Annotated in this window: 12 protein-coding genes; 5 read left to right on the top strand and 7 right to left on the bottom strand. The window is 53.8% G+C overall.

Features of this window, described 5'->3' with window-relative positions; all coding sequences use genetic code 11:
- Window positions 1-215 precede the first annotated feature (215 nt).
- Window positions 216-815: a CAP domain-containing protein gene (locus Q3Y58_RS03575; protein WP_319621070.1), complete on the top strand. Its 600-nt coding sequence runs from the start codon at window positions 216-218 to the stop codon at window positions 813-815.
- Between the two features lie 112 nt (window positions 816-927).
- A complete protein-coding gene (locus tag Q3Y58_RS03570; RefSeq protein ID WP_319621069.1) occupies window positions 928-2,988 on the top strand; it encodes a M3 family metallopeptidase in 2,061 nt (686 codons plus the stop codon).
- Between the two features lie 111 nt (window positions 2,989-3,099).
- Here Q3Y58_RS03570 and Q3Y58_RS03565 read toward each other — a convergent pair whose 3' ends face one another.
- From Q3Y58_RS03565 to Q3Y58_RS03540, 6 genes are all read right to left on the bottom strand, one after another.
- Window positions 3,100-3,510, bottom strand: a complete 411-nt coding sequence (locus Q3Y58_RS03565; protein WP_319621067.1) for a DUF423 domain-containing protein — start codon at window positions 3,508-3,510, stop codon at window positions 3,100-3,102.
- A 175-nt stretch (window positions 3,511-3,685) separates the two neighbouring features.
- Window positions 3,686-5,530: a single-stranded-DNA-specific exonuclease RecJ gene (gene recJ / locus Q3Y58_RS03560; RefSeq protein WP_319621066.1), complete on the bottom strand. Its 1,845-nt coding sequence runs from the start codon at window positions 5,528-5,530 to the stop codon at window positions 3,686-3,688.
- Between the two features lie 94 nt (window positions 5,531-5,624).
- On the bottom strand, window positions 5,625-6,620 hold the full coding sequence (glpX, locus tag Q3Y58_RS03555; RefSeq protein ID WP_274216528.1) for a class II fructose-bisphosphatase: 996 nt from the start codon (window positions 6,618-6,620) through the stop codon (window positions 5,625-5,627).
- A 43-nt stretch (window positions 6,621-6,663) separates the two neighbouring features.
- Window positions 6,664-7,989 carry a homoserine dehydrogenase gene (locus Q3Y58_RS03550; RefSeq protein WP_319621065.1) on the bottom strand — a complete coding sequence of 442 codons (1,326 nt, stop codon included), beginning with the start codon at window positions 7,987-7,989 and terminating at the stop codon, window positions 6,664-6,666.
- A 36-nt stretch (window positions 7,990-8,025) separates the two neighbouring features.
- On the bottom strand, window positions 8,026-9,228 hold the full coding sequence (locus tag Q3Y58_RS03545) for an LL-diaminopimelate aminotransferase (RefSeq protein ID WP_319621064.1): 1,203 nt from the start codon (window positions 9,226-9,228) through the stop codon (window positions 8,026-8,028).
- Between the two features lie 230 nt (window positions 9,229-9,458).
- Window positions 9,459-9,758 (bottom strand): hypothetical protein, encoded by a 300-nt coding sequence (locus Q3Y58_RS03540; protein WP_319621063.1) that lies wholly within the window; start codon window positions 9,756-9,758, stop codon window positions 9,459-9,461.
- Window positions 9,759-10,222: 464 nt separating this feature from the next.
- Between Q3Y58_RS03540 and Q3Y58_RS03535 the strand changes: the two genes are divergently transcribed.
- Both Q3Y58_RS03535 and Q3Y58_RS03530 read left to right on the top strand, forming a co-directional pair.
- Window positions 10,223-12,031, top strand: a complete 1,809-nt coding sequence (locus Q3Y58_RS03535) for a PHA/PHB synthase family protein (RefSeq protein ID WP_319621062.1) — start codon at window positions 10,223-10,225, stop codon at window positions 12,029-12,031.
- Window positions 12,032-12,185: 154 nt separating this feature from the next.
- The gene (locus Q3Y58_RS03530) at window positions 12,186-12,719 is read left to right on the top strand and encodes a DUF6653 family protein (RefSeq protein ID WP_319621061.1); all 534 of its coding nucleotides are present in this window, start codon (window positions 12,186-12,188) and stop codon (window positions 12,717-12,719) included.
- Between the two features lie 3 nt (window positions 12,720-12,722).
- Here Q3Y58_RS03530 and Q3Y58_RS03525 read toward each other — a convergent pair whose 3' ends face one another.
- Window positions 12,723-13,571, bottom strand: coding sequence for an FkbM family methyltransferase (locus Q3Y58_RS03525; RefSeq protein WP_319621060.1), 849 nt, complete (start codon window positions 13,569-13,571; stop codon window positions 12,723-12,725).
- Window positions 13,572-13,807: 236 nt separating this feature from the next.
- On the opposite strand from Q3Y58_RS03525, the gene Q3Y58_RS03520 reads away from it, so the two are divergent.
- Window positions 13,808-14,743: an alpha/beta hydrolase family protein gene (locus Q3Y58_RS03520; RefSeq protein WP_319621058.1), complete on the top strand. Its 936-nt coding sequence runs from the start codon at window positions 13,808-13,810 to the stop codon at window positions 14,741-14,743.
- Window positions 14,744-14,798 lie beyond the last annotated feature (55 nt).

The raw sequence follows: 14,798 nt of genomic DNA, 5'->3' as shown, positions 1-14,798 counted from the left end.
GCACATAAAACCTGCATCCTGTGGCATTTTATTAAATGTCGAAGCTTTTTCTTCAATCAGTGAATAACTTGGAAAAGCCTGAGGACCATCCCTCTTGTTTTGAGGCAGTGTCATGCTTCCCATTTTCCCGCCACTTTTGTGGGAGAACTGTCACTCCGCTCAAAATTGGGGAGCAGATTGCGGGCACCCCGAACAATCTGAGGTATACAAAAGCGATGAGACAATACGATGGCGTGCCACGCCGTTCACGCACAGCCGCCCTGTGGCTGGCCGCAGCACTGAGTTTGGCCGCTGTTGGTGGATGCTCATCCATCTCTGGGCTGACAGGCGATGCCCCGGAGATCTATCGGGTTTCCGTGAACGACCAGGAGGCCCTGCAACAGACCAATGCCTGGCGCGCAAAGCACGGGCTGGCGGCCTTGAAGCTCGACCCACACCTGAAAGAAGTCTCTCAAGAAATGGCCGATCATGTGGCCTCACGCGACTCTCTCAAGACCAGTCGGCACACTGGCGGCAGTCTGATGCGCCGAACACAGACCAACGGTTATCTGTCGGCCGCAGGCGCAGAAAATCTGGGCGCTGGCTACGCTTCCATCACAGCGGCTATGAACGGGTGGAAGAACTCGAAAGACCACAACAAAAATCTCCTCAACCCCAATGTAACCCACATGGGTATAGCGCGAACCAACCGGAAAGACGGCACCTACCGCAACTTCTGGGTCATGACGCTGGCGGCGCCCGTGGACGAACTGCCACAAAGCATGGGGCCCGTGCCCGCGCCAACGGCGCAAACGTCTACAACGCTCTCGTTCTAAGCGGTGTAGGAGCGCCCACAAAATTCAAGGAGGTCCCGCGCCTGCTCTTTACGGCGCGGGGTCACACAACCATATTCACCGGGTAAGAGTTTCAAATCTCCGGAGAATATAAATGAGCGAAGGCAGCTCCATCCTGCTTGCAGAGTGGGATACACCGTTTGGTCTCCCTCCCTTTTCAAAATTCAACTCCGATGACTTCTCCAAAGCCTTTGATGAGGCATTGCAGAAAGCGGAAGAAGATGTTGCTGCCATAGCAGCAAACACCGATGCACCAACCTTCGAGAATACCATTCTTGCGCTAGAGACAGCTGGCCGAGAACTCACTCAAGTTGCTTCTGTTTTCTTCAATCTCTCCGGTTCTCATACCAATCCTACACTTCAGGCAACGGAGCGCGATGTAGCTCCCAAACTGGCGGCGCACAGCTCCAAGATCCTTTTGAATGCAGATATCTTTGCCCGCATCAAAAGCCTCTCCGACAACATTGACTCTATGGGGCTTGATGCAGAACAAAAACGTGTTGTCGAACGCTATATGGTCAGCTTCACACGCGCGGGTGCGGGCCTTGATGAGGCCTCAAAAAAACGCATGGCCGAAATCACGCAGCGCTTGGCCACACTGGGTACTCAATTTGCGCAAAACGTTCTGGCTGACGAAGCAGACTACAAGCTGGTTCTGAAAACCGAAGCAGATATTGAGGGCTTGCCTCAGTTCCTCATTGATGCTGCCAAGGAAGCAGCAACCGAGCGGGGAGACGAAGGTGCCTATGTCATCACCCTTTCCCGGTCTTCCATTGAACCGTTCCTGCAGTTTTCAAAACGCCGCGATTTGCGCGAGACCGCATTCAAAGCCTGGGCCAGCCGCGGAGAAAAGCCAGGCGACACCAGCAATCTGGAGATCATCAAGGTAACTGTTGCCCTGCGCCAGGAACGAGCCCAACTGCTCGGTTTTGACAGCTTTGCTGCGTTCAAGCTGGACGACACCATGGCAAAAACACCTGCGGCGGTAACGGAACTACTGGAAAACATCTGGAAACCAGCACGCGCTCGCGCCCTTGAAGAAGCGGCAGACCTTCAGGAAATGGCGCAATCACAAGGAGACAACCTGGAAATCGCTCCTTGGGACTGGCGCTATTACTCTGAAAAGGTGCGCCAGAAGAAACACGAGCTGGACGAGGAAGAGATCAAACCCTACTTCCAACTCGACAAGATGATTGAGGCGGCCTTCTACACAGCAAACCGCTTGTTTGGCATCTCCTTCAAGGAGATTGACGATGTGGACCGCTACCACCCCGACATCCGTGTGTACGAAGTGCTGAATGCTGATGGCAGCCATCGCGGCATTTTTATTGGCGACTACTTCGCCCGCACTTCGAAACGGTCCGGCGCTTGGATGAGTGCATTCCGAAAACAACACCGCACCAACGGAAACGTCACGCCCATCATCGTCAACGTCATGAACTTCTCGAAGGCCCCCGAAGGCGAAAAGACCCTGCTGACCTTTGACGATGCCCGTACTCTGTTTCACGAGTTCGGCCACGCGCTCCATGGTTTGCTCTCAGACGTGACGTATCCGGTGATTTCGGGCACCAGCGTGTCTCGCGACTTCGTGGAACTCCCCTCTCAGCTCTACGAACATTGGTTGTCAGAGCCAGAGGTTCTTGAACGCTTTGCCGTTCACTACAAGACAGGAGAACCCATACCACAGGCTCTGCTGGACAAGTTGCTGGCGGCAGCAAACTTCAATCAAGGCTTTGCAACAGTGGAGTATCTTGCAACTGCGATGGTTGATATGGCGATCCATAGCGAAGCTAAAGATGACTTTGACCCGCAAACCTTCGAAAAGGAGGTGCTGGAGCGCATAGACATGCCATCACAGATCATCATGCGCCACCGCACGCCGCACCTCGCCCACGCGTTTGCAGGCGATGGCTATTCGGCTGGCTACTACAGCTACATCTGGTCTGAGGTGATGGATGCAGATGCGTTCGAAGCATTCAAGGAAGCTGGTGATCCGTTCCATCCGGAAACCGCGCAGCGTCTTCTGACCGCCATCTACTCAGCGGGTGGAAAGCAGTCTCCAGAACAAGCCTATCTGGATTTCCGTGGCAAAATGCCAAGCATTGAGCCCCTTCTAAAGGGGCGCGGTCTGGCGGAAACCGAGGTGCCAGCTTAAGCCTCGCGCAAGTAAGAATCTGCAAGGTACATCCGGGCGCTGACTTGTCCGCGCCTCTACTGATGCACCAAACTTTAAAGCGAGCTGGGCCCCACCCCTCTCGCTTTTTTTTTAGGTTCGCGACTTGCCGGAGACGCCAAAGACCCGCGCCAGACCGACCAGAAAAACCAACAGCCACCCCATGATCATCATGAAGCCACCCGTTGGCGCTGCCATGGGAAACAGCCGTGTTCCGGAGAAAAACCGGAAGGCCAGATCACCGCAGAAGAGCCCTAGTCCGGCAAAAATGATCAGCAGTGCAAATCCGAGCAATCTTGAGCGAGTGACTGCCAGTGCAAGTCCAAGAGCGATAAATGCGCCAGCATGAAGCATGGTCATCTGCGAGATGGTGGAGAGCAGCTGCGCGCCGACCCCATGCGAAGATGCTGCCGCCGACAGGATGGAAATCACGCCACTTGCCCCGCCAAGTGCCAGACCCAGCCCGAGCCCGCCGGATGTCTCGATCTCTCTGGGTTGTTCCATAGTGCCCCCTAAGGTGCGGCGTTCACTCCATTGAACGCCGAAAATGAGTCTGCCATCAACCTTACCAGTAAGGTCCAGAGCATAAACGAAATCAACGCTTCATATCTCGCTTCCCTAAGCCTTGGGGAGAGAGATACGTAAACGCTACTCATGGGTACTGAAAAACACGATACGCTTACTTTAGCCCACCCGTCATGCGAGCCAAAGTTGATGTTGTTGGATCTGCGGCATCCAGAATACGCAACTGGGCTTTCGCCTGCCCTTGCCACGTGTCAATGGAGAGCACACCAGCCAAATGAAGGTTCTTGCCCCGTGCCTCAAGCAAAGCCCGCCCAAGAGGTTGATCTTCAGCCTTGAACGCAATTGCCTTCAGATTCCCTCCATCATTGGTAGCGATTGTCACACGAACATGACCTTTTCCAATAACATCCGCGTACTTAATTCTCACTGAGGGAAAAGCAAAGATGGGTTCCGGGTGAGATGCCCCGTAAGGGCCCGCACGCTCTAGTGTTTCCAGAAGGTCCAGAGTTGCTCCACTCGGTGCAAGCACACCATCGATGGTCAATTCATGATCCTGAGCGGCAATGCCAACCGCCTCTGACAACTGAGCGGACAAAAATGCCTCAACCTCGGCTAGCTTTTCTCGTTTTACTGTCAGGCCGGCAGCCATGGCGTGACCACCGCCCTTCTCCAGCAAGCCCGCTTCAACGGCCGCTCTCACAGCTGCACCCAGATCCACACCGGTGATTGAACGTCCTGAGCCTGTGCCTACTCCGTCTTCATTAAATGCAATGGCAAAGGATGGACGGCGATAGCGCTCCTTGAGGCGGGAGGCGATGAGACCCACTACGCCCGGATGCCAGTTGTCTGCCCCGGTAAGAAGGATGGCAGGCGGTTCTCCATTGGCATCAAGTTTTTGAAAAGCCTGACCTTCACCTTCCTCAAGCATGATCGCTTCAATTGCCTGACGCTCCTGATTGAGGCGCTCGAGCGTTGCTGCGATGTGCTCTGATTCTTCACGAGAGCCGCTGACAAGCAATTTGGCCCCGAGCGCGGAAACTCCAATGCGCCCTCCTGCATTGATCCGTGGACCAAGCATGAAGCCAAGATGATACGGCGTTGGTTTGCCATTCACGCGGGAGATATCGGCAAGAGCGGCAAGGCCGACATTGCGACGCTGGTGCATGACCTGAAGCCCCTTGACCACATAAGCGCGGTTCAGGCCCTTCAAAGGCACCACATCACATACAGTCCCCAGAGCGACCAGATCCAACAGGGCCATCAGGTCAGGAAGGTTGGTTGCCCCACGCTTGCGCAGTTCGCGGTTTAACGCCACCAGGAACAGGAAGGTCACGCCGACGGCGGCGAGATGCCCTTGACCAGACAGATCATCCTGACGGTTTGGGTTCACCAGTGCGGTAACATCCGGGAAGGTTTCACCCACCTGATGGTGGTCAATAACCACCACTTCCAGCCCCACACGGCGCGCCTCGTCAAAAGCTTCAAACGAGGTACTGCCGCAGTCAACTGTGATCAAAAGGCGCGCACCACCGTCATGGAGCTGCGAAATCGCTGTTGGATTCGGGCCGTAGCCATCAATGATACGGTCCGGAATGTAGAACTGAGGCTCGACATTCAACGCGCGGAAGTAGCGTAGCAAAAGCGCCGTAGATGTTGCGCCATCCACGTCATAGTCGCCAAAGACTGCAAGCGGCGTTCCGGCATGCAGCGCATCAGCGATCCGGGTTGCTGCCTTGTCCATATCCTGCAGGCTGGAAGGATCCGGCATCAGATCCTTGAGGGACGGGTCTAAAAAGCGATCTGCTTCTTCAAGACCAACGTCGCGCCCGATCAGCACCTTCCCTACTACATCAGGCAGGCCGGTGCGCTGAGACAACGCAAGCGCTTGCGCATTCTGCGTACCATCAATGCGCTCTCGCCAAATGCGCCCTGCTGAAGAGCGGGTTACACCAAGAACGGTCCGTCGTTCGTTTGCATCGCTTAGACTGGTCGCTGTCATGACTATCAGGCTGTGGTGATTCCGGTCAAAAAAGCAAACGGGCGAACACTCAAAGGGTCCGCCCGCTGAACCTGTTGAATAAGACTGGTGAAAATCAGTCTAGATGAAACTTGTCCAGATGGGAGTGCTGCGCAGAGATGTATCGCACAGTGCCCGTAGTGGAACGCATCACAACCGTGTGGGTGGTGATATGGTTGCGACCAAACTTGACGCCCTTGAGGAAATTGCCGTCCGTAACGCCGGTCGCCGCGAAGATCACGTCGCCGCCAGCCATTTCTTCCAGGGTGTACTTGCGATTAATGTCGTCTATGCCCATTCGCTTGGCACGTTCCACCTGCTCATCTCGGGTGATGACCAAACGACCTTCCATCTGACCACCGATGCAGCGCAGGGCTGCAGCAGCCAGAACACCTTCCGGAGCACCACCGATACCAACATATAGGTCGATACCGGTCTCTTCCGGATTGGTGGTGTGAATGATGCCTGCAACGTCACCGTCACCAATCAAATAGATGGAAGCGCCAGTTGCACGAATGTCATCAATGAGCTTGGCGTGACGTGGACGGTCCAACACGCAAACCGTAACATCGGAAACGGAAACGCCCTTGGCCTTGGCTACACGCTCCAGATTCTTCTCGATTGGATCGTCAAGGTTGATCGTTCCAACAGGATAACCCGGGCCGATCGCAATCTTGGACATGTAGCTGTCCGGTGCGTTTAGAAGGTCGCCTTCTGGTGCCATCGCGATTACCGCGATGGAATTCGGCATGTTCTTCGCACAAATGGTGGTACCTTCCAGCGGATCAAGCGCGATATCGACCTTGTCGCCGTTCTTGTTTCCCACCTTCTCGCCAATATAGAGCATTGGCGCCTCGTCACGCTCCCCTTCACCGATAACCACGGTGCCATCAATTGGAAGCTGATTGAGCTCGCGGCGCATAGCGTCCACTGCAGCCTGGTCTGCGGCCTTTTCGTCCCCCCGACCCCGCAGTCTTGCAGCTGAAACTGCTGCACGCTCAGTTACACGTGCCAGTTCCAGCGTCAGAATGCGATCCATTACGAAATCATCGTCCGCTTGACTATCAGCCATTTAAACCCTCAAGTTCAGATCACCAGCGCTTCTCGCACCAGCGTTAGTCCAGTTTTTCAATTCGCAGCATCTGCGGAGCGCCTACTGTCACCTTTTCAGCGGCAATCAGTTCCAACGCTTCGCGAATGGCCAGCTCAGTGGTCTCATGCGTGATGAGAATGACCGGCTGGGGCTCCGCCGTTTCCAGCGCTCCTGCCTCGTGTGAGCCAGGTTCGCGGCGGTTCTGCACAATGGATTGAAGTGAAATGTTCTTTTCCGCCATGCGCTGCGCAATCACAGCGAATGCGCCTGGACGGTCATCCACCGCAAGTCGAATATAGTACCCACCTTCATGCAAGCGCATCCGCGCTTTCGTATAGGGCTCTAGAGTTTTCGCGGCTTGTCCAAAGACGGGCATGCCATCTTCGCGCGCAATATCGGCAATGTCAGAGATAACCGATGAGGCGGTTGCATCACCGCCCGCGCCCGGCCCGACCAGTACAACCTCGCCCACCGCATCGCCATCAACAGCGACCGCGTTCAACACGCCATCAATGCGTGCAATCGCTGAGTGCTTGGGTACCATGGTTGGATGAACACGCTGCTCAACGCCTGTATCCGTTCGCTGCGCCACACCCAAGAGCTTGATACGATAGCCAAGCTCATCGGCCGCTTGAATATCTTCCGTCGTGATGGAAGTGATGCCTTCCACGTAGATGGATTCGCTGTCGACCTCACACCCAAAAGCAAGACTTGTCAGCAGGGACAGCTTGTGTGCTGTGTCAAAGCCCTCAATGTCAAAGGTTGGATCAGCTTCTGCATATCCAAGACGCTGCGCATCCGCCAAACATTCAGCGAAGGAAAGCCCCTCCTGCTCCATGCGGGTCAGGATGTAGTTGCAAGTCCCATTCATGATGCCATAGACGCGGGAAACAGAGTTGCCCGCTAGGCTTTCACGCATGGTCTTCACAATCGGAATACCGCCAGCAACCGCTGCTTCATAATTCAAGCTCACGCCCTTATCTTCCGCCAAACGGGAAAGAGAAACCGCATGTTTTGCAAGCAGGGCCTTGTTGGCCGTAACCACATGTTTGCCCGCTTCAATCGCCGCCCGCACGCTCTCCTCGGCTGAACCACTGTCTCCACCGATGAGTTCCACGAACACATCGATGGAGGAAGACTTGGCGAGCGCGACCGGATCGTCGAACCATTCAAGATTGGAAAGGTCGACCCCGCGATCCTTTGACCGACTGCGTGCACTTACAGCCGTGACTTCAATGGGACGTCCAGAGCGGTTTTCGAGTTGTTTGGCTTTCGCTTTGACGATGCGCACAACAGAAGCACCCACGGTGCCCAAACCTGCTACGCCCACCCGCAAACAATTCTGCATTGTCTAAGCCTCTATCCTTAGCGTTTTTCTAGTATCTTATTCGGTACCGCTGTTATGGCCGATAGAAGATGTTTCAAAGAAGCGGCGCAAGTTTCTTGCAGCTTGCCGGATGCGCTGCTCGTTCTCGACAAGACCAATACGCACAAAACCCTCGCCATGCTCACCAAAGCCAATACCCGGCGCAACCGCAAGGTCGGCTTTCTCAATGAGCAGCTTGGAAAACTCAAGCGAGCCAAACTTTTGGAACTGCTCGGGAATGGGAGCCCAAGCAAACATGCTCGCTTCCGGCGCAGGTATGGCCCAGCCAGCACGTGCAAAGGCATCAACCAATACATCGCGGCGCTTGCGATAAGTCTCCCGCATTTCGACGATGCAGTCTTCAGGACCATTCAGTGCAGCAGAGGCTGCAACCTGAATAGGCGTGAACGCTCCATAATCGAGGTAGGACTTAACGCGGGCCAAAGCACCAATAAGTCGTGCGTTGCCGACGGCAAAACCCATGCGCCATCCAGGCATGGAGAACGTCTTCGACAAGGATGTGAACTCGACGGCCACATCCATTGCACCCGGCACTTGCAGAATTGATGGCGGCGGGGTGTCTCCGAAGTAGATCTCTGAATAGGCAAGGTCGGAAAGAACAAAGATTTCGTGTTTCCGAGCGAAAGCAACCACATCTCGGTAGAATTCCAAATCCGCGCAGTAAGCGGTTGGGTTGGCCGGATAACACAACACCACAGCTATGGGCTTGGGAATGGAGTGAATGACTGCGCGCTCAAGCGCCTCAAAAACCTCTGGGCCCGGTTCAGCGGGAATGGAGCGCAACGCGCCACCTGCCATCAAAAAACCAAAGGCGTGAATGGGATAGCTTGGGTTTGGAACGAGCACGACATCACCCGGTGCGGTGATGGCCTGTGCCATGTTAGCAAAACCTTCCTTGGACCCCAAGGTCGCGACGACCTGTGCTTCTGGGTCCAGCTTTACTCCAAAACGGCGGCCGTAATAGGCAGCTTGTGCACGGCGAAGACCAGGGATGCCCTTGGACGCGGAGTAACGATGCGTGCGCGGGTTTTGAACGGTCTCGGTCAGTTTTTCGACAATATGCTTTGGAGTAGGCAGGTCAGGGTTGCCCATACCCATATCGATGATGTCAGCGCCACCCGCTCGCGCCTTGGCTTTCAGACGATTGACCTGTTCAAAGACATAGGGCGGAAGCCTGCGAGTCTTGTGAAAGTCGTCCATGCCAAGAGCCTCACTTTCTGTATCTGTTTCCTTGCGACTGGCAAATCATCGCTTGAATCATTGAGCTGATGGGCAGGTATGTAGCAGGTGTACGGAAGATTTGCATGGCTTTTAGCGTTCTTCCAGCAGCATTTTTTCAATATATCAGCACGCAAACGCCCGCACAAAGGCGGGCGTTTGCAGAACATAAGACAAAAGGCTAGTTCTTAGCAGGTGAACTAAACCATCCCCTACTGGGCTTCGCTTCCCTGGGATGCAATCGCCTTCAGCTCTTCAATATCGGAGGTAGGTGTTTGTGCTTCCTGAGCGCGGCGCTTGTTCTCTGCAGAAATCGCAAGGAGCTGGCTTTCAGTGGCCAAACGCTGCTCTTGGGACATCAGCGTTGCGCGCTGCTCGTCGGATAGCACGGAAGCTCGTTGTGCAGCTGTTGGCTCCAACGCTTCATAAACAGTCATGGACTCGCCAAACGCACAAGCGCCCAGCAAGCTGAGGAGGCCAATTACTGGCACGAGTTTGCACACACGTTTCATTGCGTTTTTTTACCTTTGAGGACCACGTGGTCTCCCCGCAGACCAAACTTGTTTTTGATTTTACACTGAATGGTGATGCCTATTAACTTCTGCAACCCTTCAAACAGACGTCATGCTCTTACCCTAGACTGACGGGAAGTGCAAACGTCTCAAAGCAACCAATTACATAAAATACGCATCAAATATTTATAATCGATAAATATACCTAACAGACGAGAAATGAAGTCCATTCGCCTGTAAACCATGTGTCTACTGCGCACCCATTCCCATCGACGCTCCGGAACATTCAACTAAAAGCAAATCGCATCTTTGCGTCAAAGCCCCTATAATTTGGCATTATAAAAAGAAGAAGATCACTCAGTTTCGGAATACCGACAGTGCGCGCGTTCTCATTCCTGCGCGGCAAGGGAGGAATAGCACCCGCATTTACGTGAGGCAGTTGGCTATGGGGAAAATCGAAGCAGATGTCCAACGAGCAGAACAATCCATTATTGCAATACATTTTTAATAACCCCGAGGAGTTTGCGCGCAATCTGACCAAGATCGCAGAGCAAGGCGGGAAAGCGCTGGCAGCATATCTTGAGCCGCGCGAAAAAGGACAGGTGCGAGACGAAACCCCGGAAGAGTTGGGGTTGGCAGTAAAGACACTTGCCGAGGTCGGCGAGTACTGGATGAAAGATCCGGCACGCGCTATTGAGGCCCAGACCCGATTGTGGGCTGGCTATATGCAGATCTGGAACAATACGCTCAAACGGATGGCCGGGGAACCATCGCAACCTGCCATCTCCCCGTCCCCTCGAGACAAGCGTTTCAAAGACACAGAATGGGACGAGAACCAGTTCTTTGACTTTGTCAAACAGATGTATCTTCAGACAACAGAATGGGCGGAACACCTTGTCGATGGCGCGACGGACCTTGACGATCACACCCGCCACAAGGCTGCATTTTATGTCCGCCAGATTACCAACGCCATGTCGCCCTCCAACTTCATCCTAACCAACCCAGAGCTGTTGCGTGAGACCATGTCTTGCAACGGTGAAAATCTGGTACGCGGAATGGAGCTGCTGACTGAAGACATCAAGGCAGGCAACGGCGAAGTAAAGCTGCGCCAGTCTGACCCTACCAGCTTCGAGATCGGCAAGAACGTCGCAAACACCCCCGGCAAGGTGATTGCCGAGAACGACGTTTGCCAGCTTATTCAGTATGAACCTGTAACCGAGCAAGTGTTCAAGCGCCCTCTGCTTGTCGTGCCACCTTGGATCAACAAGTACTACATTCTGGATTTGAATGAGGAGAAGTCATTCATCAAATGGATGGTGGAACAAGGCCACACGGTCTTCGTGATCTCATGGGTCAATCCGGACGAACGTCAGGCGAAAAAGAGCTTCGAGCACTACATGAAGGAAGGCATCTTCATGGCGCTCGATACAATCAAGAAGACCACCCAGCAAGACAGTGTAAACGCCGTCGGCTACTGCGTGGGCGGCACTTTGCTGGCTGTCACGCTCGCTTATCTGGCCCACAAGGGTGAGGCAGAACGTATCGCCAGCGCAACCTTCCTGACAACTCAGGTTGACTTCACTTATGCCGGAGACCTGAAGGTCTTCGTGGATGAGGATCAGATCAAGGTCCTTGAAGATCGCATGAACAAGCAGGGGTATCTGGACGGAAGTAAAATGGCGACCGCCTTCAACATGCTTCGCTCTAACGATCTCATCTGGCCCTACGTGATCAATAACTACATTCGCGGCAAGGAGCCCTTCCCGTTTGATCTGCTCTACTGGAACTCCGACGCAACCCGCATGCCAGCTGCAAACCACTCATTCTACCTGAGAAACTGCTATCTGACGAACAATCTCGCAAAGGGCGAACTGGAGATTGACGGGGTGAAAGTTGACCTGAAAGACGTGTCTGTTCCGGTCTATAATCTGGCCACCCGAGAGGATCACATCGCACCGGCAAAGTCAGTCCTTAAAGGCTCTCATTGTTTTGGCGGCCCGGTCGAATATGTACTCGCAGGATCCGGCCACATTGCCGGGGTGGTGAACCCACCCGCTAAGAACAAGTATCAGTACTGGACCAACAAAGGCCTTATGGAAGACATTAATGCGTGGCTCTACTCGGCAGATGAACATCCCGGCTCATGGTGGCCTCACTGGCAGCAGTGGATCCAGGCTCAGGACGACACTCTGGTGAAAGCCCGCAAACCGGGCGCAAGACGTACCAAAATTTTGGAGGACGCGCCGGGAAGCTATGTTAAGGTAAGGGCCTAGAGGCAATTGCCCCGCGTTATGCGCGGGGCTTCCATCCAACGGCACCCGCCGAGCATAGTTTAAAAATGAGGTTCTTCTGGTGTTGCGCGCCCCCAAGCAGCCTTTTGACAAAAGCAAACAACAGCTCCCTGTCGGGCAAATCAAACTACTCGGCATGAACGACAGGACTTGGGAACGCCAAGCAAGCGGATGGAGCGTATGGTCTCGCGCAGCTACACTTCCGGTCCTCGTTGCAGCCATCTGGCTTCACACCACTGTCGGTTGGATGTGGTCGACAGCCATGTTGCTAGCGGTTGTGTTCTGGTTGTGGGCTAATCCGCGCTTGTTCAATCCCCCCAGGCACACGGATACTTGGCACGCAAAAGCGACCTTTGGCGAGCGGATTTGGCTCAATCAGCGTGCTGTTCCAATCCCTGCAAAGATCAATGGCAAAGCGATAGCTTTATCCCTTCTGTCAGGCCTTGGTTTTCTAATGGCAATCATTGGCGCAGTCGGAAACGAGATCACCATGACAATCGCGGGCGTCCTGCTCACATACGGAGCGAAGTTCACGTTCCTCAATGTGATGGTGAAGCTTTACGGCGAGATGCAAAACGCTCACCCGGTTTACAAGTCATGGCTTAGAACACCGGAAAACGACAACTCGCCAACCACGGCGAAAAAGACCAACGCCATCTCCCGCTCCTGACACTCAATTTTTCTGCAGTTTTCGATTGATGAACCATGCATCGAATTTGGACAGATGCGGCCATACGGGATCGTAGCCGCGCTCGTTCAAGAAACGTGCGACGGCCTCCCGCTTTTCCGGGACGTAGTTGTGCTCAACGCATATGAACTCAAATTCTCGGCGAGCAAAATCAATGCCTTCCAGAACGTGGATCTCGCTTCCCTCGGTGTCGACGCTCAAGAAATCTATTGCATCAGGCGCATTGTTTTCTTTCAAGACCGTTTCCAAACGAACCGTTTGAACCTCCATGATCTCTCCAGTACGCGTGTGATGATCATCTTCCGCAAAGGGCAGTAAGGTAGATAGCTGAACCCCTTCCACAGCAAGAAACTCCATGACTTCATCGTCTGTGTGCCATGCGGCACGCGGATCAAGTGGCGCAATGCGGCGACTACGAATTGCCTCCGTCACAGTTGGATTGGGTTCAATCAGCAAACCACGCCATCCCAACGAATGCTCCATAAAGTAGGTATTGGAGGAATTCACGCCATCGCCTAACCCAACTTCAACGAAGTATCCCGGACGTTGCATGGACTCAGGGCAGTGCGCAAAATAGACGAGATCCTGAAAAATCTCAGCTCGTGTCTCCCCGTGATGCCTCTCGGCAAGAGCTGCGAAGCTCTCACTCTCCAAGCCTAGTAAAAGACCGCTCTCAAACTTGGACACAAGATGGGATTCAGGATGAATCATAAGATAAAGCTGCCTGAGCGCGGCCGTGTTCGCCGGGTCAAGCTTCAAGCAGTACTCCACCAGACGGCGGGAGTGCCCTTGAGACGCAACAGCCCAAACCAAAGCGGATAAAAACCGACGCAATATGCTCTCCGCGCTATACAAACTCATACCCTATCAGTATTGCCAGCTTTCGGAGCAACAAAATACTCCCGATTATTGGAGTGAAACCCGATGGACAGAATGAAGACCGCGATATTTCCTCTGTTTTAGTGCCTGTAGTACCCACCAAAACACTGACCTCATTCCGAGCACAACTTCTAGCTACATTTCGATTTGAATCACTTCCGTAAAACGTCATCGCAACATAGTGAGTTCCCATGAAACGCCATTGGCACGCTGCGGCCTCCGCCTTCGCGGCACTTTTTACCGTCTCAGCAACCGCCGCCACTGAATTGGATCTGAAGCGAGAAGATGGCTCACAGATCACGATGTATCTAGAACGCAGCCAGAAGGAAGCCAAGGCTGACCTACTTGTTTTGATACAAGGCTCTGACTGCAACAGCGTCGCGCACAACACCCTGATCAATCAAAAGTTCTCAAAGGTTCTACCCGGTGCAGATGTTCTAACCATTGAGAAATATGGCATTACATCGCACCTTCCATGGGATCGCAGTGGCGAGAGGGAGGACTGCCCCGCTGCCTATTTGCAGAATGATAGCCTCGCTCAGCGGACTTCCGACTACCTAAAAGTGCTCGATCAACTCGCGGAAAGAGCTACCTATGAGAATATTGTCCTATTGGGGGGAAGTGAAGGCGCTGTCATTGCGAACATCATTGCTGCAAGAGCAGACTATGTGTCCGCAAGCGTAGCACTCAACGGTGGCGGACGTTTTTTCAAAGATGATGTGCTCGCGAGCATGAAAAATTCCGGAATGCCTGAGCACGCCTATGAGCAGGCCAAACAAGGCTTCAACCAGTTTGCAACACAAGTTCTGGAGGGAAAGCCGTTTCCGGTATCCATGAGCCTTCATGGATACAGATGGTGGCACTCGGTCCTCAGTGCCGATCAGCTGGAAATACTGGGCGACGTGGGCACCCCCACCCTGATCGTACAAGGGACTGCAGACCAGAATGTAGATGTTGCAGCGGTGGGCGAAATGATCTCTGAACTCCGCCACAAAGGCGCTACGAACATCACCTATCTCGCCTATGAGGGCATGGGCCACCACTTCCAGCGGGATGACAACACGTCCGCTCTACCGAACCTCATTGCCGACATACAAAGTTGGCTGAATGCTGCCCTCTCAAACTGATCTTGAGAGCACCAACAAAAAAGGGCACCCGAAAGGTGCCCTTCTGAAAATCTGC

Source organism: Nesiotobacter zosterae (genome assembly GCF_033843645.1).
GTDB classification, from domain to species: domain Bacteria; phylum Pseudomonadota; class Alphaproteobacteria; order Rhizobiales; family Stappiaceae; genus Pseudovibrio; species Pseudovibrio zosterae.
The sequence above is the reverse complement of the archived record's forward strand: the minus strand, read 5'-3'. Positions and strand labels throughout refer to the sequence as shown.

Excerpts from the sequence above, each read along its gene's own strand:
- Q3Y58_RS03575 (WP_319621070.1), top strand. The coding sequence starts at position 216 with ATGAGACAATACGATGGCGTGCCACGCCGTTCACGCACAGCCGCCCTG.
- Q3Y58_RS03570 (WP_319621069.1), top strand. The coding sequence starts at position 928 with ATGAGCGAAGGCAGCTCCATCCTGCTTGCAGAGTGGGATACACCGTTT.
- Q3Y58_RS03565 (WP_319621067.1), bottom strand. The coding sequence starts at position 3,510 with ATGGAACAACCCAGAGAGATCGAGACATCCGGCGGGCTCGGGCTGGGT.
- recJ (WP_319621066.1), bottom strand. The coding sequence starts at position 5,530 with ATGACAGCGACCAGTCTAAGCGATGCAAACGAACGACGGACCGTTCTT.
- glpX (WP_274216528.1), bottom strand. The coding sequence starts at position 6,620 with ATGGCTGATAGTCAAGCGGACGATGATTTCGTAATGGATCGCATTCTG.
- Q3Y58_RS03550 (WP_319621065.1), bottom strand. The coding sequence starts at position 7,989 with ATGCAGAATTGTTTGCGGGTGGGCGTAGCAGGTTTGGGCACCGTGGGT.
- Q3Y58_RS03545 (WP_319621064.1), bottom strand. The coding sequence starts at position 9,228 with ATGGACGACTTTCACAAGACTCGCAGGCTTCCGCCCTATGTCTTTGAA.
- Q3Y58_RS03540 (WP_319621063.1), bottom strand. The coding sequence starts at position 9,758 with ATGAAACGTGTGTGCAAACTCGTGCCAGTAATTGGCCTCCTCAGCTTG.
- Q3Y58_RS03535 (WP_319621062.1), top strand. The coding sequence starts at position 10,223 with ATGTCCAACGAGCAGAACAATCCATTATTGCAATACATTTTTAATAAC.
- Q3Y58_RS03530 (WP_319621061.1), top strand. The coding sequence starts at position 12,186 with ATGAACGACAGGACTTGGGAACGCCAAGCAAGCGGATGGAGCGTATGG.
- Q3Y58_RS03520 (WP_319621058.1), top strand. The coding sequence starts at position 13,808 with ATGAAACGCCATTGGCACGCTGCGGCCTCCGCCTTCGCGGCACTTTTT.